At 58.1% G+C, this 18939-nt stretch carries 13 protein-coding genes; 1 reads left to right on the top strand and 12 read right to left on the bottom strand.

All coding sequences use genetic code 11. The annotated features are described in order from the left end of the window. Positions 1-49: 49 nt before the first annotated feature. Positions 50-1408 (top strand): amidohydrolase, encoded by a 1359-nt coding sequence (locus tag HOP44_RS19335; RefSeq protein WP_172256449.1) that lies wholly within the window; start codon positions 50-52, stop codon positions 1406-1408. A gap of 45 nt (positions 1409-1453) precedes the next feature. On the opposite strand, the gene HOP44_RS19330 is transcribed toward HOP44_RS19335, so the two are convergent. From HOP44_RS19330 to HOP44_RS19275, 12 genes are all read right to left on the bottom strand, one after another. Next, the gene (locus HOP44_RS19330) at positions 1454-1681 is read right to left on the bottom strand and encodes a hypothetical protein (RefSeq protein WP_172256447.1); all 228 of its coding nucleotides are present in this window, start codon (positions 1679-1681) and stop codon (positions 1454-1456) included. A gap of 129 nt (positions 1682-1810) precedes the next feature. Further along, positions 1811-3211, bottom strand: a complete 1401-nt coding sequence (locus HOP44_RS19325) for a DUF4179 domain-containing protein (RefSeq protein WP_172256445.1) — start codon at positions 3209-3211, stop codon at positions 1811-1813. A 28-nt stretch (positions 3212-3239) separates the two neighbouring features. Then, the gene (locus HOP44_RS19320) at positions 3240-3755 is read right to left on the bottom strand and encodes a sigma-70 family RNA polymerase sigma factor (RefSeq protein ID WP_172256443.1); all 516 of its coding nucleotides are present in this window, start codon (positions 3753-3755) and stop codon (positions 3240-3242) included. A gap of 318 nt (positions 3756-4073) precedes the next feature. Then, a complete protein-coding gene (locus HOP44_RS19315; RefSeq protein ID WP_172256441.1) occupies positions 4074-5510 on the bottom strand; it encodes a hypothetical protein in 1437 nt (478 codons plus the stop codon). A gap of 21 nt (positions 5511-5531) precedes the next feature. After that, entirely contained in the window at positions 5532-6059 is a 528-nt protein-coding gene (locus HOP44_RS19310) for a sigma-70 family RNA polymerase sigma factor (protein WP_172256439.1), read from the bottom strand. 159 nt (positions 6060-6218) lie between these two features. After that, positions 6219-9212, bottom strand: a complete 2994-nt coding sequence (gene pgmB, locus HOP44_RS19305) for a beta-phosphoglucomutase (protein WP_172256437.1) — start codon at positions 9210-9212, stop codon at positions 6219-6221. Between the two features lie 476 nt (positions 9213-9688). After that, positions 9689-10915, bottom strand: coding sequence for a hypothetical protein (locus HOP44_RS19300; protein ID WP_172256435.1), 1227 nt, complete (start codon positions 10913-10915; stop codon positions 9689-9691). A 7-nt stretch (positions 10916-10922) separates the two neighbouring features. After that, on the bottom strand, positions 10923-12425 hold the full coding sequence (locus tag HOP44_RS19295; RefSeq protein WP_172256433.1) for a glycosyltransferase family 2 protein: 1503 nt from the start codon (positions 12423-12425) through the stop codon (positions 10923-10925). Then, entirely contained in the window at positions 12406-13506 is a 1101-nt protein-coding gene (locus tag HOP44_RS19290; protein ID WP_172256431.1) for a HEAT repeat domain-containing protein, read from the bottom strand. Before HOP44_RS19290 ends, HOP44_RS19295 begins: the two co-directional genes overlap by 20 nt. Next, the gene (locus tag HOP44_RS19285; protein ID WP_172256429.1) at positions 13503-15284 is read right to left on the bottom strand and encodes a response regulator; all 1782 of its coding nucleotides are present in this window, start codon (positions 15282-15284) and stop codon (positions 13503-13505) included. The genes HOP44_RS19290 and HOP44_RS19285 overlap by 4 nt, the downstream gene beginning before the upstream one ends. Then, the gene (locus tag HOP44_RS19280; RefSeq protein ID WP_172256427.1) at positions 15277-18426 is read right to left on the bottom strand and encodes an ATP-binding protein; all 3150 of its coding nucleotides are present in this window, start codon (positions 18424-18426) and stop codon (positions 15277-15279) included. The genes HOP44_RS19285 and HOP44_RS19280 overlap by 8 nt, the downstream gene beginning before the upstream one ends. After that, a complete protein-coding gene (locus HOP44_RS19275; RefSeq protein WP_172256425.1) occupies positions 18423-18803 on the bottom strand; it encodes a response regulator transcription factor in 381 nt (126 codons plus the stop codon). The genes HOP44_RS19280 and HOP44_RS19275 overlap by 4 nt, the downstream gene beginning before the upstream one ends. Positions 18804-18939: the final 136 nt, after the last annotated feature.

Raw genomic sequence — 18939 nt, 5'->3', positions numbered from 1 at the left:
GATTCCGACAAGTGCCGCCGTGTTTTGCAAAGAGGGAGGAGAAGAGGATATGACCGAAGAATACGGAAAAATCGCACGCGAAGAAGCCGGTCTTGTGATCGAAGGCGCGGCGATTGTCACCATGGAAAACAAAGAGAGACCCGAGAACGGTCCGTTTATCGGAGATATTCGGATCGTCGGCGGAAGGATCGACGCAATCCGTGCCGGAGATTCGGGTCCTCCCGGCCTGGCACAACCCGGAGACGAGATCCTGGATGCCCGCGGACGCGCGGTCATGCCGGGGCTCGTCAACGCGCATCAACATACCCCGATGGCGCTGCTGCGCGGGTTCGCAGACGAACTGAAGCTGATGGATTGGCTGGAATCGAAGATGTTTCCGGCCGAAGCCCGAATGACGCCCGACGATATCGCGGCGGGCTGCCGACTGGCGATGGCCGAGATGATCCGTTCGGGAACGACGGCTTTTGCGGATATGTATATCCATATGGACCGGATTGCCGAAGAGACTCTTCGCAGCGGGATGCGGGCTTCGCTGACTCGCGGCTTAATTACCGCGGACGATGATAACGGACGGCGCATGAACGAAGCTCTTGATCTGATCTGTCGCTTCGAAGGCGCCGGTAACGGGCGTATTACGACCATGCTCGGTCCTCATTCGCCTTATCTGTGCTCGCCGGAATCGCTCGGCGAGATCGTCCGCTTGGCAGAAGAAATGGATATTCCGATCCATATCCACCTGGCGGAGACGATCGAAGAAGCCGCGATCATTCGCGAGCGCTGCGGCCGTACGCCAACCGAGCATCTGCATGAGTTGGGTCTGCTGGACGCACGGACGCATACGCTGCTTGCGCACGCCGTTCATTTGAGCGCCAGCGATATCCGATTGCTGCGCGGTATGCGCGGCGGCGTCAGCCATAACCCGGTCAGCAATATGAAGCTCGGCTGCGGAACGGCCCCGATTGCGGCCATGCGCCGCGAAGGCGTCAATATCGGTCTCGGAACCGACGGAGCCGGCAGCGCGGCAACGCTCGACATGTTTCAGGAAATCCGCGCGGCCGCCTGGATGCACAAATCGGCAGCCGGTGACCCCGCTGCATTCGGCGCTTACGATGCCCTGCATATGGCTACGGCCGGCAGCGCGGAACTGCTTGGACTCGGCTCAGAGATCGGCATGCTGACCGTCGGAAGAAAAGCGGATCTGATCCTGATCGATATGCGCAGGCCGCATCTTCAGCCCGTACACGACCTCTACTCGCTGCTTGCCTATGCGGCAAACGGTTCCGACGTCGAGACCGTCATCGTCGACGGCCGCTTCCTGATGCGCGATCGGCAGCTGCTGACGATCGACGAAGAAGCGGCGCTGCGCGAAGCCGCAGCCGCCGCGAGGCGGATCACTGCCGGCATCTAGGCATCGATCGATTACAAGCCAGGTATAAAAAAAGAACCCGCGGCATCATTCCTCGTATGCCGCGAGTTCTTCCTGCAATCTTTCCAGCCCGATCCGGGCCTGCTCCGCTTCCGAACGCAAATCGCGAAGACGCTCGTCCGGTCCGCCCTGCGAAGCCGAAATCTCGGCCTGCAGCCGCTCTACCCGATCTTTCAGTTCCCCGATCCGGTATTCGAGATGCGCAATATCCGAAGAAGCTCCGGTCTGCGAACTGCCGCGCTGCGAATAGGTCATCGGTATGCCCCCTTTTCCCTTTTTGATTTTCCTCACTATATCCAAGTCTCTCCGGAAACGCAAGACCGAAGCAGGCCAAAGCCGCTTTTCCCGATGGAAAAGCGGCTTTGGCCTACATGCTGCCGCAGATTACTTGATTTCAATTTCCTGCGGCTCCATGATCGGCTGCCAGTACGCGGTGATCTCCAGTACGGCAGGTTGGGCAATCTTCTCTTCCTCCAGCTTGAACACGGTCGACTCGACCAGTTTGTCTTCTTTTTTCTCACGGATCATCGAATTTGAGACCAGCTTGTGTGCCTTGCCTTCCGCATCGGTGAAGGTTTCGCCAAGATTGAATTGAACCGCGTTTCTTGCAACAAAATCATTATATTCGCCTACTGTGTAATGCAGTTCAAGCGTTTTTTTGTCGGGATCGACTGCCGCTTTAATATTGGGATTCCCTTTAAGGATCTCACCGGTCGCGGTATTGATAATCAATTCGGTTTGATCCGGATCAACGGCCGAGATGCCCGACACGGAAAACAGAATCGAATCCCGGTTTTCCAGTTTGACACTGTCAAAAATCAATGTATTCGCCCCAGATTCCTTGCCCAGAAAATTCGGACTTTCGGTTTGCGATTTGTTTTTCACAGTCAGCTTCGGTTCGATCAGACTGAAGATCCGCTTGTCGTTCGCCGTATCCGTTACATAATCCAGATAAATGCCGATTGGAGAAATCTCCAAATTTTCTACCCGGATTCGCTGTCCGGCAACCACGAGTTCGGCTTCGGTCTTTACGGTTTCGATCTGCGGATTCAAAGCCTGCGGGTGTGCTTTGAACGGGACTTCCATCGCCGTTTTCTCGCCTACAGGCTTTCCGAATTCCCCAGGGACAACGGTGGTTTGGAACGTCGCGGCTTCCGGATAATTAGTCCCCGGAGACAGCTGGATTTCCGAAAAATAGGTCCCGGTTGCCCCCGGCGCGACGTTCGGACTTGCCGCCATGTCGGTACTTAACCATTTTGTATAAATCCCTGTCCCAAAGTCCACGTTCGTGTTCTGGAAAAACACAGGCTGATCCGTTTCATTTTTTAGCGAAAAAGCTACCAGCATACGCCGCTCATCCATGGCTTCACCACGCAGCGTCAGCGTATAGCCGTCTTTTTTCACTGTTTGGTTCAAGGAAGACATGTGTCCTCCTTGGATAGCTTTATAGTATTTGGAATCCATGCCGATTCCCCTATAGTCCTTCATCTTTTCTTTCGCTGATTCCGGAACCTGCGGCGCTGCCGCCGTCACCGCGCTGCGATCCGATGCTTCTCCCGGACCGTCCGCCCCAGGCATCAGCGACGCAGACAAAGCAATGATCGCAGCCGCCGCAGCCGCCGCTGCCCCGGTTCCATACACCGTCCGGTGGCGTGCCGAACGTTTCCGGCCTTGTACAATGCCTTTTTTCACCGCTTCTTTCAACTCCATCTGCCCTACCTGCCTCGAATCCCTGTCCATCTGCTCCGCATCTCTTGCCAGCTTCTCTTCTTCGCGCTTCGTCATATTCGGTTTCTCCTTTTCTAAAAAAAGTTCATAAAAACTGTCTCAGCTGCTTAAGCCCTTCGCGCAGCCATGTTTTGATCGTACCTTCCGGTCTGCCAAGTACTTTCGAAATTTCCGCCGTTGTCATGCCATGATAATATTTGAGATTCACCGTATGCCGATATTTCGGTTTCATCCGCTCGAACGCCCGTTCCAGATCGATTCGATCGTTGCTTCGCATTTCTTCCGCATGCTTCTCCTCGATCTCTGCCGCTGGAAATGAACGCTTTCTGCGTCTTAATTCGTCCATACAGCAGTTGATGACGATCCGGATCAGCCAACTATCGAACACATCCGGGTTGTTCAACTTTTTGCGTTTAATCCATGCCCGGCAGGATGCTTCCTGTACCGCTTCCAGCGCATCCGCCTCCCGGCGCAAATAACTGAAAGCGATCGCATACAATTTCCGCTGCCGCTCCGAGATTTTTTGAAAGAACAGTTCTTCTTCCGCGTTTGCAGAGCGTCCCCTTTCTTTGCGCTCCGCTTCCTCCACCGCCTTCTCCATTTATCCTTCCCCTCCTGTCCGGACTGCTGCAGCAGTCCCGCCCGACGGAACCGGAGGCGCCATTTCGGCACTTCCGATATCAGCCTTTTGCAAAATCTGATATAAGTAAGACTCCATAGCCGAAGAGAACGATTGATTTATTTTAGCAAAAAGCGGAAACCCGGAGAAAAAAAACGCCTCCCGAAGGAAAAGGTGCACGGCGGCGTGGTTCTTTTTCTAATCGATTATGTATAATAGGCGGCGCTTGGGGGAGAAACGGTTTCCGAGGTTTTAAAAATACGCAAAAGGCCGAACGACAAGGTCGTCCGGCCGCTTCGCCTATTTCAGCGTAATCTCCTGCTCATTTCGCGTCCATCCCGGCGCGCTGACGACTTTGAAAGTCAGCGGCTGCGGATAATCGAGCTTTTCCAGATAGAAATAGTTGGAGGCGGTCCCGTCCGCGTTGCTTATGCCTCCGCCGAATGTGCCCGTGGCATCCGTCTGCATCTTATGCACGTTTCCGTCTGCGTCCAGGAAGTTGATATCGAACATCACGCTCCGGCCTTCGGCCCAATCTTTGGACGACGTAGGATAAGTCACCGTCAGACGCTGCAGCCCAGTCGAGTCTGGGCTCAGGCTAGCCGCGTAATCGTCTCCGGGCGCGCGCAGCACCTCCGATTTATCGGTATCGACGACGAAGGCGCTGCTTCGTTTCGGCGTGTTCGCGTTCCCTTCCGCCCGGAACGAGATCGAATCGGGATGTCCGTTCCCCGTCACATTGGCGTAGACCAGCTCGTAGTTTTCGCCGTCTTGTTCCGGATAAGGCCATATGCCCTCGCGAGCAAGCGTCTGCTCCCTGCCGCCATCCCTGACAACGAGCCGCGGATTTACCAATCGATAGAAGACTTTATACGTGTCTTCGCTCAAGGTCAGATAAATCCGCAGCGGCGTGACCCGCAGACGCTCGATCTCGAGGGACTGGCCTTCTACCGTAAACTTCCGGGGCTGCTCGAAGACGATATCCTCTTCTTCTGCTGCCGTCGAGGCTATCGTCAGCGGCACGTCGAAGGTCTGCAGACGAGCGTCATCCGCTACGCTGCGTCCCGACAAGGCGGAAGCTTTCAACGTAAACTGCTCCGAATCGCTGAATTCCGGACGCAGCGGCAGCGTGAGAACCCCGTATTGAGCATGCTCCAACACGTCGAACTGTTCGATCGGAAGCGCGTAGTCATCTTCCCACATTGCCGTTTTTCCGGTCGAAGCGTCCAGCAGCTTAGGCTTGTCCAGCGACAGGCGGTCTCCGTTAGGGCCTTTTAGCGTGTAAAACAGCGTCAAGCTGCGGCTGTCGCGCACCGCTCCCTGAATGTCCAGCGCAAAACCGGCGCGTTCCGAACCGGTATCGATCGGCGTCACCGCGCCTCGCTTCAGCGCGCCGCCGATCGTCAGATCCTGGCGCATAACCAGCGGATAGAACGGTTCAAGTGTAGGGTCAAGCTGCGGCAGATTCTTCGCCTGTGTCGATGCCGCCGATTCGGAAGAAGGCTGTCCTTCTCCCGCGAGACCACTGTATCCGATGAGCAGGGCCCCTGCGACAAAAGCCGCCGCCCCTATTCCTCCGTAAGCGAAACCCGCTCTCCGGTTCGTCCGACCCTTCGCACGTTCCATGCCTCTTCGAACAGCCGCGCTTCGCCGCGCAGCCGAAGGCATCTGCCGAGTGCGACGATCCTGTTCTGCCGCTTCCGCCAACATCCGTTCTTCGGTCCGATATTTTTCCATTTTCGCGTTCCTCCCCGCTTCTTAGCGATCCTGCTCCAGCCGGCTGCGCATTCGCTTGAGAGCCCGATACAGCCTTGTCTTGACGGTACTCTCCGGCTTGTTCAGGATTCGGGCGATTTCGCCCAGCGTCATATCGTGATAAAACCTCAGCGTCAGCACATGTCGGTATTTTTCCGGCATATGCCCCAAAGCCCGTTCCAGATCGATCCGGCTGGAGCTGCGCATCTCGGACGCTTGGATGGCTCCTTCGCCGATCCGTTCGACCGGTACCACCTTTTTGCGCCGCCGGAGTTCGTCCATGCAGCAGTTGATCATAATGCGGATCAGCCATGAATCGAACAGCGCGTCTTCTTTCAACGATTTCCTTTTGGACCACGCCCGGTATGAAGCTTCCTGCAGCATCTCCAGCGCGTCCGCGTCACTGCGCAGGTAGCTGTAGGCGATGCTGTACAGTTTGCCGCTCTGCCTGTCGATCCGTTCGAAAAAGTACTCTTCGGTATGCTCGCGAACGCGCTCTCCCGATTTTTCCAGTCCCAGCGTCTCGCCCACCTTCTCTCCCCCTCTTGTCAAACTGCACCGCTATGACGGACAGACGGCATCGGAAAGTTTCAATCCACGCAAAAAAAGCCGTACGGTTCTCCCTGCCGGGATAAACCGTACGGCGAAGCGGAACCGCTGCCGTCATGCGTTCAACGATCCGCCGTTTCCTTAACCTCTCAGATCGCGCTTCGGAAATTCGTTCATCCATTCGCGCAGCAGCGCAGGCGTGAGTTCGGCCGGCGAAGCGACATGATGGTCGGCGTCCGGCAGCGTCTCTTCCGTGCCGATCCCCACCGCTGGCATGCCTGCGCGGTGGATCGAGATCACGCCCGCTTCGGCGTCTTCGATCCCGATGCAGCGCAGCGGATGGACGCCTACGCCTTCGGCCGCGTTCAGGAAGATTTCCGCGTCCGGCTTCTGCAGCGCGACCGCGCCGGCATCCGCGACGTAGTCGAACAGATCCGTGACTCCGAGACGGTCCAGTACGGTCGGCGCGTTGCGGCTGGCGGAAGCCAGTGCCGTGCGGATCCCGTCGCGGCGCAGCGCTTTGAGAAGCTTGCGCACGCCCGGCAGCAGCGCTTCCGGGGTCAGCGTGGCCAGCAGTTCTTTGTAGCGCTCGTTTTTGCTGTGCGCGAGTTTTTCCATTTCTTCAAGCGTATACGCCCGGTCTCCGTTTTGGAGAATAAGCTTCAGCGAAGTCATCCGGTCCACGCCTTTGAGCTTCTCGTTATGCTCGCGGTCAAACGGAATGCCCAGTTCGTCGGCGAGATCTTTCCAGGCCTGATAATGCAGTTCGGCCGTGTCGGTGATGACTCCGTCGAGGTCGAACAGCACCGCGCCCAACACCCGGTTCGGCAGGGTCAGCTCTTCTTCCAGCTCCACGTCGACGCCGAAGTGTTCCAGCTTGATCGGTTCGCCTTCCAGCAGCCGGTACGTCGTGGATTCCTGGGTCGCGTTGACATACAGCCTGCGCCCTCTCCATTTCAGGGAGAAGCTGCAGCGTTCCCACTGACCCGGCAGCAGCGGACGAAAGCTCAACTTGCCTTGATCCTGCTTCATGCCCGCGAAGCCGTTGACGATCGCGAGGCGGCTGCCGGCCATCGCGGCGGCGTGAATGCCGTCTTTGACATTGCCGTGCGTATCGTCAAGATCCAGCCGCGAAGTTTCCATGAAGAATTCGTAGGCCTGATCCATATACCCGAGTTCCGAAGCGACCATCGAATGCACGCAGGCGGACAGGGACGAATCGTGCGTCGTAAGCCCTTCGTAATAAATATATCCGCGCGCTTTCTCCGCCCGGGTGAAGCGTTCCGGCTGGACATGGAAAGCCAGGACCAGATCGGCCTGCTTCAGCACCTGATGCCGGTAGATATCCATCGGATGATAATGGAGCAGAAGCGGGTATTTTTCTTTTGGCGTATTGGCAAAATCCCACGGCGCCTTGTGCAGGAAAGAGTCGTCCTGGCCGATCATTCCCCGGTCGCGGTAAATGAACATCTCTTCGGCCATCTTGCGCCACGAGCCCAGCTCGGCATCGGTAAGCTGGAGACGGTCGCACAGCTCCTCGTATTGACCTTCGTGCTGTTCTCTCATTTCTTCCAGCAGATGAACCGTATATTCGAATTGATCCTGGACCATGACGTTCGTATAGGCGTTGTTGTTCACAAGCGCCGTATACTCGTCGGGTCCCGTAACGCCGTTGATACAGAACCCGCGGCCCGGAATGAAGCTGCCGTAACCGGCGAAGAAGCGGCTCGTCTCGATAAGGATCTCCAGTCCGTCGCCGTACTTATAGTTCGGATCGTCGACGGATTCGTTGTACAGCTTGATCGCATGGGCGATATCGGCGTTGATATGAAGCTGGGCCGTTCCGGCCGGGAAATAGGCGGACGTTTCTTCGCCGCTGATCGTTCTCCAAGGGAATAGGGCCCCTTTGAAATTCAGCTCTTCGGCGCGGCGGCGCGCTTCCGGCAGAATATAGTAGCGATAATCCAGCAGTTTGCGGGCAATCTCCGGCTCGGTATGGAGGAAAAACGGGAACACGTACATCTCGGTATCCCAGAAGTAATGCCCCTCGTATCCTTCCCCGGTCAGTCCCTTGGCGGCCATATTGGTCCGTCCGTCGCGGCCGACGGATTGGAACACGTGGTAGGCGCTGAACCGGAGTCCCTGCTGCAGCGCATCGTCGCCTTCGACCACAATATCGGCGGACAGCCAGAATTCGTCCAGAATGCCTTCTTGAATCGCCGCGTAGCTGTCATAGCCCCGTTCCATCGCTTCGTCGAGCTGACGGATGCCTTCTCTCCACAGGTCGCCGGTATTCGGTTCTTCCGAAGCATGATAGACGATATATTTCTCCATCACGAATTCGTCGCCGGGCTGCGCGGCTAACGTGAAACGTTTCTCCACCTTGCCGCTCGAAGCTTCCGTCGTCAGTTCGTACTCCCCGCCGGTCAGTTTATGCTCGACCGCACAGGCTACGTGGAATCCGGTGACCCGGGTACGCTGCATGATGCCCGCGTAGGTCCGGTCTTCGCGCATTTCCAGAGTGGTCAGTACGGGACCCGAGAACGAAGAACCCGAACGCGGATCGCCCGAAGACGACTGGTTGACGACATTGCCGTCGATTTCCGACTCGAAACGGACCGTACCTTCGAAGTTCATCGGTTTGACCGTGCAGCGCAGCAGCAGCAGATGCGGATCGTCCAGCGAAGCCATCCGCTCGAACGTGATCTCCACTTCCCGCCCTTCCAGCGAGCGCCACTGGATCGTGCGGGTCACGGTGCCTTTGCGCATATCGAGCTGGCGCCAATAACCGAACAGCGTACCCTGGAACATATGTACAGGTTCGTCGTCCAGCCAGATCCGGATGATCTGGGCGTCGGCCACGTTGAGCATCGTTTCGCGGTCGCGTGCCGAACCGTACGTTTCTTCCCCGTATACGATCGGAGCCGATTCGTAGAACCCGTTGATATAGGTTCCGCGCAAAGACGTTCCCAGCGGCCCGTAATATCCTTCTTCGAAATTGCCCCGCATGCCCAGATACCCGTTGGCTACGGCAAAGATCGTCTCGTCGCGCAAATTCTGTTCGGTGTCCAGCGTATGCTCGGTCACCGTCCAAGGCTCGTAAGTATAAATCGGTCCCCCGGCTGAGTGCTTCATAGATTTTCCTCCCATTCCATTCGTTCTGTATCCCGTTCATTCTTTATCCCATTCGTTCTTTTTCACGCAGACTCCTGCTTCATTACCCAACTGGCTCCCGGTAAATAACTGGTCCAGGCAGAAAAGAATACGAAAAATTTAAAGAAAGCGTATTCCTATGCAGGTCCGAAGGTACGTCAGGCGTTGAGCAGCGGGGCCCCGGCCTTCTTCCTGTACGGATTCCCCGCAGCCCATAAAAAGAGAGCCTCCGCCGGGTGGCGAAGACTCCAAGTCAGGGTTTTATTGAAAGGGCTTACATCTGCATTATAATCGCAGGTTTTCGTTTTGTGAATCCCTAATTTGTCAAAAAAGCGGAAGAACTTCGAAGTAAGCGGACAAATCATCCGAAAACCCTCCATTTCTCCCGCTGCGTCCTGTTTATGCCTTTTTATCCCGGAGACGAGGGCTGGACATTCCGTTTAAAAAGAAGATCCGCTTTACTCCTGCGTATCCCCGCCGCTTTCAAGAAGCATGACGGACGCCGCTTCTTCAAGCACCTTGTTCATCAGCGGCACATACACATCCCAGTAAAAAGCATCTTCGCTGCCCGGCGGGTCGAAGGTAAACCAGCTTTTGAATGTCGGCCACCCCGCATAACGCCGCCAGAACGGATATTCGTCGTGGTCGGCGTAATCGCCCGCGAAGTAGTAACTGATCTGACCCGGAGCGGCGGAACCCTGAGAAGCCGAATCGGCGGTTCCCGGCGCTTCATGCCGGACAATCGCCGGAAACCGCTCGCGGATTCCGTGTTCGGCGAGCAGCGCCCGGCCGTTGCCGGTCAGCTGCAGATCATATTCCGCCAGCACCTCGCTGCCGGATGAAGCCGTTACAATATCGAACCAATAATTATACCGGTTCTCCGCATTCAGGCCGAAACGCCCGCGTCCGGCATCGGTGAACGAGATCCGCGCCCCGCCTTCGGTCTCTTCGCCTTCGCGCATCACGAACAGATCTCCGTCTTCCTCGACAAACAGGAATCCGGCGCCCGTGTACGTCCATTCCCGCCCCGTCACTTCCCGGTAGCGGCCCGGCACCCAGGCCGGCACTTCGACGCCGGCCGACAGATCCGGGAAGTAGCGGGCGGTCCAGCCTGTCCATTCCATACCCAGCAGCGCGCTTGCCCGTTTGCGTACCGCTTCTTCCGTCGGCGCGGCAAGCGAATTGAACTCGGCGACGATCATCGTCCCCCGGGCCGCCGCCGCTTCCATGACGTTGACATCGGCGGTCTTCAATCCTCCGTTTTGATCCCGGGGAGCGCCTCCGCCGGCATTTTCCGGCACCTCTTCGCCCGCTGCCGCCTCTTCGCCGCTTCGCTCTTCCTCCAACCCGTAGGTATCGGCGATATAGAGCAGCTGCGGTTCGCCCTTCATCTCCGCAAGCGTCCGCTCCTGCGGACGCGTCCCGTTCTTCTCCGGGTAATTGCCGTAATAGTCGAGATCGTACAGATATTTGCCTCCGGTTTCCGTCCGGTATTTCTGCTGGTTCAGCACCCAGAACAGCCCTTTGTGTTCCCGGTAGCTGTCGTCGGTCACCGTCTTGTCGAGCACGGCGACGGACAGCGTACGGGCGGGGCTGACTTCCCAGATGATCCACGGCAGCAGCAGAAGCAGCATCAACGCGGCCAGTCCCGCCCAGAAGCGGGGAAAAGGTTTCTTTTTTTTCAACTGCGGCTCACTCCTTCTTCTCCGGCGGAACCGGCTGCGCTCCCTGGATCGTTCCCGGTTTCTTGTTTGCTCCAAGCACATTGACTCTCGTCATTTCACCCCAACCGTGCTTTTTGCCGCGAATCGCCTGGAACAACCCTTCGGTCCGCCACCACGTCATAACCGGCCGGTACCAGAACGATTCGGACAGCGCGTAAAAGAACAGCCGGAACGTATCCGAAATCCGGTTGTAATTGTGAAACCGCCATTCTTCGAACAGCACGCTCATCGTCGACATCAGCGAACCGAAGAGCAGCATGACCAGAGCCAGCATCAGCGAAATCTCCACGTTGATCCGATCAAGGAGAAACCCGGTTATAACCGTGAAATAACCAAGCAGTTCCACAAGAGGACCAAGCAGCTCGACCAGCAGGAAGAACGGCATCGAAATCATCCCCACCCGCCCGTAACGGGGATTAAAAATCATTTTTTTGTGTGCCCGCAGACTTTCGTACAGCCCCCTGTGCCAACGTGTTCGCTGTCGTTTCAAAATGGTTAAGCTTTCCGGCGCTTCGGTCCAGCAGACCGGTTCGGGTACATAGACGATACGTGCCTTGCTGTTCTTGCGTCGGATCAGTTCGTGCAGCCGAACGGTCAGTTCCATATCTTCCCCGATCGTCTCCGTCTCGTAACCTCCTACCTCGACGACCCAGCTTTTTTTGAATACGCCGAACGCGCCGGAGACGAGCAGCAGCATATTGTAGCGGCTCAACCCGATTCGTCCCATCAGGAAAGCCCGGAGATATTCGACGACCTGCATGACGACCAGCGGTTTATGAGACAACCGGACGCTTTCGCTGCTCAGATATCCGCTGTCGACCTCGCTCCCGTTGGCAATGCCCACACTGCCTCCGGTTGCCACAATTTCTTCGCCGGGACGCGCATCCATGATCGGTTTGACCACTTTGATAAAAGCATCCGCATCCAGTACCGTATCGCCGTCAAGAGACACGAAGTAGGGATACCGGCAGACGTTGATCCCCACATTCAGCGCATCGGCCTTCCCTCCGTTTTCCTTGTCGACCAGCACGAGATTGGGATGCCGCAGCGACCGGTAGACGGCGCGCAGCGGCTTCGTTTCTTTTTTGAGTCCCGAAAAAGGCACCCGCCCTTTCACTTCGGTCATATCGAACTCTTCCAGCATGATGGGTACGGTACGGTCTTTCGAACCGTCGTTGACGACGACGATCTCGAACTGCTTGTAGTTGATGCTCAGCAGCGACCGCACGCTTCCGACGATATTGATCTCTTCATTGTAGGCGGGCACGATAATACTCAGCGGCGGGACAAGTTCGGTCTCCAGAACGGTACTGTACTGAATTTCGCTCAGATCCCGGTCACGCCAGAGACTAAACCCCGCGGCCGCGGTAAGAAACAAATATACGCCGGCAGACAAAGCCACATAGACGATGATAAGGATACCGAAGATCCGGTGCGCTTCGATCAAAATATCAACCCACGTTCCGTTCATAAGCCCTCCTTTCGAGCGTTTCCACCGCCATATCGCGCGCAAAACGGTCGGGATGTTCTTGCGCGATTCGCCCGATTCGTTCTAAGCCGTTCCGGTAATTCGACAGCGAAGCGGCCGCTTCCCGGCGCACTTCGTAGGCGGGGTCGGCCATCAGGTTCTCCAGATGCGGTGCGAATCGATCTTGGCGCACGGCACCGGCCAGGCGGGCCTGCATCATTCGCTCGGGCCAGATGATGGCTTCGCCCTGCGACAAGCGTTCTTCCAGCACATCCGCCGCTTCCGGTGTCATATAACCGAAATTGGCCAGCGCTTTGAGCGCGCGGATCCGGGTCTCCCGGTCTTCGGAGCGCATGGATCTCTCCAGCAGTTCCAGCACTTCGATCGTGCGCACATTGCCGAGCCGCAGCGTATCCAGCAGACAGCGCCGAACCCGGATCGGCAGGCTCTCGAAGCGCCGCACCAGTTCCTCCAGGCGCTCTCCCTGGAGCGCAACCAACACCTGCATCAGCTGCAGTTCGGAGAAGCGCTCCGCCGCAATATCGAAATAGTCCGATGTCTCCTGCGCCTGCAGCGAAGCCAGCGTACGAACGAGCAGAAACCATTCGTCGTCGCTTTTCGGACCGTTCTCCAGCAGGCCGAGGCGTTCGATCAACCGGTCCTTCAGCCCGGTCATCCGAAACTTCTCGATATGGAGCAGCACGTTCATCCGGTCTCCCCAGCGCCGCCGGCCGAGCAGATATTTGTACTCTTCGGCAAAATAATCCGCGGCAAAAGCATAAATCCGTTCCCGTTCCGTGTGCGACGCGCTGAGCGCAAGGCGGCTGAGCAGCGCTTCTTCCAGAGCTTCGCGGCGCAGCCCTTCGCCCGACATTTCCAAGCGGCGGCTCCGCTCCCCGCTGCCGAGATATTCGACGAGCGGGGAGTCGGGGTCCGCAAGTCTGCGGGTCGCTTCGGCGACATGCAGACGGTGGCGGGTCCGAAGAATCTTGCGTTCGACCAGGTAGAACAAGGTCAGACCGATCAGCATAATCAGGATGGCGACGGCCGTCCACAGTACCCGCAGAACGCCCGCATCGCTCATTGGAAAGCCCTTACCTTCCCCAGCAGACGCCGGACCCTGGCTTCGAGCTCAACCATGCTGAAAGGCTTCGTCATGTAATCGTCGGTACCCGCACGGATCGCTTCCGCAATTCCCCGCTCGTCGCCGACACCCGTGAGCATCAGCACCGTATAGATCGGCTCGTATTCGCCGCTTCGCAGCCTTGCGAGCACTTCCATCCCGTTCATCCGGGGCATCATGCGGTCAAGGATCAGCAGGTAGCGGGATCCTCCGGCATGCCAGGGATCGCTCAGGAATTCTTCTCCGTCGGCAAACGAACGGATCTCCAACTCGTATTCCTCTTCCAGACTCTGAAGCTGCTGCTTCAAAATGGTACGCATCAAAGGATCGTCGTCGATCAAAGCGAGCCTCAGCTGGGAAGCCTCCAGGTCTTCGCCTGCGGCGGCGCCGGACTGCTGCGCGCGCTCACGGCCGGCGGCCGCTTCGAGCGCCCGCGCCGCCCCGGACAGCGCCCGCTGCCGCGTGAATCCTTCCTGCGCTTCGACCACGCCGTGCAGAACCGTAACTTCCACCTCGCGGGTCATCGCGGCAATCTCCTCGTCGAGCAGGATCCGCTCCAGGAATTCGCTGCTCTGATCCGCATTGATCCCCGGCTGCAGCAGATAAAACCGCCCGGCGCGATCCCGCGCCCAGATATCGCGCGGTTTGAGCAGACGGCGAACGGCATCCGAGAAGTCTTTGAGCAGACGGTCGCCTTCGCGGTAGCCTGTCCGCTCGTTCAAGCGGCGCAGACCGTCCAACTCGACGGCGGCCAGCGCAAGCGGTTCGTTCAGCTCTCCGAGCAGCCCGATTCGACGGGTCAGCTCACTTTCGAGAAACGGCATCCCGTAAGCGCCTGTTGTCTGGTCCAACATCAGCTGCGCGGTTACCCGGCGCCGGCGCCGGATCAAGCGGCGGATGCGCACGACAAATTCGTCGGGATTCATCGGTTTGGCCAGGAAATCGTCGGCGCCTTCTTCGTAAGCCTGCAGGCGCGTTGCGTCGTCGCTTTTGGCCGTCATCAGCACCACGGGAATCATATAGCGGTCGCACAGTTCCCGCAGGCGTCCCATCAGTTCGAATCCGTTTTGTTCCGGCAGCAGGACGTCAAGCACCGCGCAGTCCGGTCTCATTTCGTAGAACCATTCTACCGCTTTGTCGAATCGGGGCGTCGCAAACACGGTGAATCCGCGCGACTCCAGGATATCTTTTAACAGCGCCAGCAGCCCCAGATCGTCGTCGAGCAGCAGAACCGTCCCTTCGGATTCCGCTGTTCCTTCGAATTCTTCCGCAAATTCCGGCTGCTCCCGCCGTGGCACCTGCGGTGCCGGTTCTGCGGGAACCGCTCCGGATTCTGCGTCCGGCGAACCCGTCAGATTCGACAGTGCCCGGCGCAGATTATGCCCTTGGGACGGCGGCCCGTCCGGTCCGGAATTCCCGGAAGCCGGCGCCGGGTACAAGCCCGCGCCGGTCTCGCTCGGCCAGCCGCCTCGGCCCGGCACTTCGAGCAGCCGCCGCAGCATTTCCAGCCGCTCCGACAGCTCTTCTCCCGTAAACACGCGGTCTCCTTCTTCACGAAAATCGTTCATCAGACGCAGCGACACTTCATACCACTGCTGCAGACCGATGGTTCCCGAAGTTCCCTTGATCGAGTGCAGCATCCGGTAGACGGTGCGCTCGTCCGTCCTTGCGTCCGGATTCAGCATGCGGTCAAGATTCTCCGCCGCCTGTTGGGTGAACAGCTTCTGGTATTTATTCATAAAGGGCCCCCTTATCTTCGCTTCCGATCTCCACGATCGAAAAATCCGAGTTCACTTCGACCTGACGGATATCCAGTCCTTTTTGTTCCAGCGAAGCTCTGGCAAACGGCTCGCTCGGCGCGGGAATGGCAAGTGCGGGACGCGTCGGCGGATCTTCGATCAGCCGCCGGCCAAGCTCCAGCAGTTCCTTTACCGTAAACGGCTTGCGCAAATAGGTTTCCAGGTCCGCTTCTTCATAATCCTGCGGCGGATCGAGCGCCGAGGAGATCACAATCGGAATTTGCAGGCCATCCTGTTCGCCCGCCAGCAGCCGGATAAAGTCCCAGCCGCCAAGTTCGCCGGCCAGGGACAGATCGACGATGCCCAGCACGGGCGGACGATTCTCCGAAGACTGACGCAGGGCAAGCAGCGCCGCTTCGGCTTCCGAGAACAGCACCGCCGCCCGTCCGTCTTCCCGGAACGCTTCCAGGACCAGGCGGCCGAGGCTTTCGTCGTCTTCGAGGATCAGCACGGCGCCGGCCGGATCCGCAAGTTCCAGTATCGGCAGCTCGAAGCGGAATACGCTGCCTTCCCCGAGCGTCGAATCGAACGAAATTGCGCCGCCCATATCTTCGATCATTTCTTTGACGATCGCAAGTCCGAGTCCGGTTCCGCCGATCTGTCTCCGGTCGGAATTGTCGACCCGGTAGAACTTTCCGAACAGCTTGGATTTGGCTTCCTCGGGAATTCCCAATCCGTAATCGCGGATCTCGACGATCCAGCGGTCTTCGCCGCGGCGGATCGCGCATTCGACGACTTCTTTGCCCGGCGAGTATTTGATCGCGTTGCTGAGCAGATTATGGAAGATCTGCTTCAGCCGGTCTCCGTCGCTTCGCACCGCGCAGATGCCTTCGGGCAGGCTCAACCGCACGGCATGACCCGAACGGCCGTCCCATTGGGCCGCCATATCTTCCGCAATCGGCTTGAGATCAAGAGGCAGCATTCGGTAGTTCTGCTTGCCCGCTTCGATCCGCTGAAGATCGAGAAAATCCCCGATCAGACCCGACAGGCGTTGGGCTTCGCCGTGGATGGTTCCAATATATTTCTGCGCTTTCTCCGGCTTGACGCTTCGGTTCAGCATCAGTTCGCTGAACCCCAGAATACTGGCCAGCGGCGTACGCAGTTCGTGCGAGACGACGCTGACAAACTCGTCGCGCATCCGGTTCGTTTCTTCTTCTTCGGTCCGGTCCCGGAAAACGAACAGCCGGACATCGCCCCAGACGACATCTTCGATCCGCCGGATATATACCTCGAAATACCGGGCCGACTGGCCGGGAGGCTCGAACGAGTAGCGCGTCCGTCCCCCGTCCAGATCGGAAGCGAGCGCCGCGCGTATACGATCTCCCGCATCGGCGACAATGCCGAGCCGTTCGTTCATCTCGTCCATCGCTTCGGCGAAATCCCGCCCCGTGCAGAAGATCGGGTCCAGCAGTTCGCCCGTAATCCGGTTGCACATCAGGATTTCGCCCTGCGGGCTGCAGACGATCAAGGCTTCGTTGATCGAATCGATCACCTGCTGCGTGGCGTCGCGCTGATCGCCGAGATTGCGTTTTTCCTGTTCCAATGCGCGGTTGAGCCGGTTCATCTCGCGGTTCTGCCGCTGGCGTTCCGCCTGGGTGAGCTGGGCGAACAGCGCTCCGATAAACTGTCGGATCAATCCGTCCGCAAGTTCCTCTTCGCCTTGTTCCGGCGAACGGTCGCCATAGAGAGTCAGCAGCAGGAAGCCTGCCGGGCGCCCTTCGCCCACTCCGTCATAGACGGGATAATAGGTATCCACGGCGGACTCGTAGGCGCCGTGCGCCCCTTTTTCCGCGCCCGATACGGGGCGGCGCCGCGAAACGGGACGATTGGTCCGCATCGCCTGCAGCGCCGGTCCGGCCGGTTCGCCTTCGAACCCGTCCGCCGACAGCGGATAACCGCCGCTGTACAGCACTTCGTATCCCCGTTCGCCAAAGCGCTTCAGAATCGTCTGCCGGGTCTCTTCTTCGGCAGACGATCCGCCGGATTCCTCCGGCGCGCCGTCTTTGGAGCCTTCGTTTCGGAAAACGAGCATTCCGGCATCCCGGCCGGTTACAAGCAGCAGCTGCCCGATCGCCCGCTCCAGAAAATCGCCCAGATCCGTCAAGCCGACCAGCGACTGCTGATAGGCGTTGATCGCTTCGAGCTGCTGTTCGCGATGCGTCAGCTGCTCGAGCGTCCGCTCCAGTTTCCGGCGCTGTTCAAGAATCTGTTCGTTCTGCGCTTCCAGCTCGTCGTTCTGCGCTTCCAGTTCTTCGCGCTGCTCTTCCATCCGGACCAGATTGTCTTCCAGTTCATATTGGCGGCTGCGAATGCCTTCGGCCATGCGGCCGATCCCGCCGAGCAGACTGCCGATCTCGTCGCCCCGCGAATAACCGCCGAGTTCAGCGGTTTCGCCGCGCTCGATTTTCCCTAACGCGGCCTCCGCGGCCACAATCGGCTGGATAAACGATCTTTTCAGATAGCGGATCAACAGCAGGGCCGCTCCAAGCGCAGCGATCAGCGCAAGCGCCGGTACAAGCAGAATGACATAGCCGAGTGTCCGAATCTGTGCCGTCAGCTCCCCGATCCGTTCGCGCTGCATATCGACCAGCCCGGCAAATTCCGTTTCCATTCTCCGGACAAGCGCGCTGCCTTCCGATTCGGACAGTTCCGCAAGCGACGCAATATCGCCGGCTCCGATCAGATTCATGGCCTGGGCCGAATACCGGTCAAAACGCTCGTTCAATCCTTCCAGTTCGGTCACTCCGCTTAATTTCTGCTGCGCCGTTTCGGCATAGGCATGCTCAAGCGCGTGGAACAGCCGATCGTATTCTTCCCGGAACGATACCGACTGCCGATACAGATCGTCCCGTTCGTAGGCCGCATAAGCTCGCAGATAGGACACCGTCTCAAGAAACGCCCGTTCGGTATCCTGCAGCAAATTCAGCCGCTCGATCCGTTTGTCGAGTTCGTCGGACAGCGAGACATACTGGCGGTGCACGATCAGTTCGGCCGCCGCAAGCAGCACGCCAAGAACGAGAAACAGCGTCAGGGTCCCGTAAACGATACGCCGCGACAGGCTTCCGGAAGTCCCTTCCTTCATGACGGCTGCTCTCCGGCCAGCTTATGCACGATCTCTGTCAGTTCGACCGGACTGAACGGCTTCGGGACAAACCTCGTCACGCCGGCCTGCATCGCCTGCTCCCAGTCTTTCTCTTCCGCTTTGGCGGTCAGCAAAATGACAGGCTTGTCCGCGTTCCTGCCGCCTTCGCTGCGCAGCCAGCGGCACACTTCCAGGCCGGTCGCTTCGGGCATCATGTAGTCGAGAATAATCAGGTCGTATTCGCCGTAGCGCAGGCTGTCCATCGCAAGTCGGCCGTCTTCGGCCTCGTCGATATCGTACCCTTCGTCCTCCAGCGTTTCCGTCAGCAAAAACCGCAGGACCATTTCGTCTTCGGCAATCAAAATCTTCTTCTTCATCTTGGCCACTCCGTTCCTTTAAAGGCTGCCGGGTTTGGAAGCCGATGGGATTTGCGCTCTTATTCCTAATCTTACCCCAAAACGATTCGTTCGTGCGAAAGCGTCTTTAAAAACCTCCCGTTTGGTATGGTATAAT

The organism is Saccharibacillus deserti (assembly GCF_013618475.1).
GTDB classification, from domain to species: Bacteria; Bacillota; Bacilli; order Paenibacillales; family Paenibacillaceae; genus Saccharibacillus; species Saccharibacillus deserti.
This window is presented reverse-complemented; position numbering and strand designations above follow the sequence as displayed.

Bases quoted from the DNA above. Each gene is read 5' to 3' on its own strand.
- HOP44_RS19320 (WP_172256443.1), bottom strand. From the start codon at position 3,755: ATGGAGAAGGCGGTGGAGGAAGCGGAGCGCAAAGAAAGGGGACGCTCT.
- HOP44_RS19325 (WP_172256445.1), bottom strand. From the start codon at position 3,211: ATGACGAAGCGCGAAGAAGAGAAGCTGGCAAGAGATGCGGAGCAGATG.
- HOP44_RS19295 (WP_172256433.1), bottom strand. From the start codon at position 12,425: ATGAACGGAACGTGGGTTGATATTTTGATCGAAGCGCACCGGATCTTC.
- HOP44_RS19290 (WP_172256431.1), bottom strand. From the start codon at position 13,506: ATGAGCGATGCGGGCGTTCTGCGGGTACTGTGGACGGCCGTCGCCATC.
- HOP44_RS19335 (WP_172256449.1), top strand. From the start codon at position 50: ATGACCGAAGAATACGGAAAAATCGCACGCGAAGAAGCCGGTCTTGTG.
- HOP44_RS19330 (WP_172256447.1), bottom strand. From the start codon at position 1,681: ATGACCTATTCGCAGCGCGGCAGTTCGCAGACCGGAGCTTCTTCGGAT.
- HOP44_RS19280 (WP_172256427.1), bottom strand. From the start codon at position 18,426: ATGAAGGAAGGGACTTCCGGAAGCCTGTCGCGGCGTATCGTTTACGGG.
- HOP44_RS19275 (WP_172256425.1), bottom strand. From the start codon at position 18,803: ATGAAGAAGAAGATTTTGATTGCCGAAGACGAAATGGTCCTGCGGTTT.
- HOP44_RS19315 (WP_172256441.1), bottom strand. From the start codon at position 5,510: ATGGAAAAATATCGGACCGAAGAACGGATGTTGGCGGAAGCGGCAGAA.
- HOP44_RS19285 (WP_172256429.1), bottom strand. From the start codon at position 15,284: ATGAATAAATACCAGAAGCTGTTCACCCAACAGGCGGCGGAGAATCTT.
- pgmB (WP_172256437.1), bottom strand. From the start codon at position 9,212: ATGAAGCACTCAGCCGGGGGACCGATTTATACTTACGAGCCTTGGACG.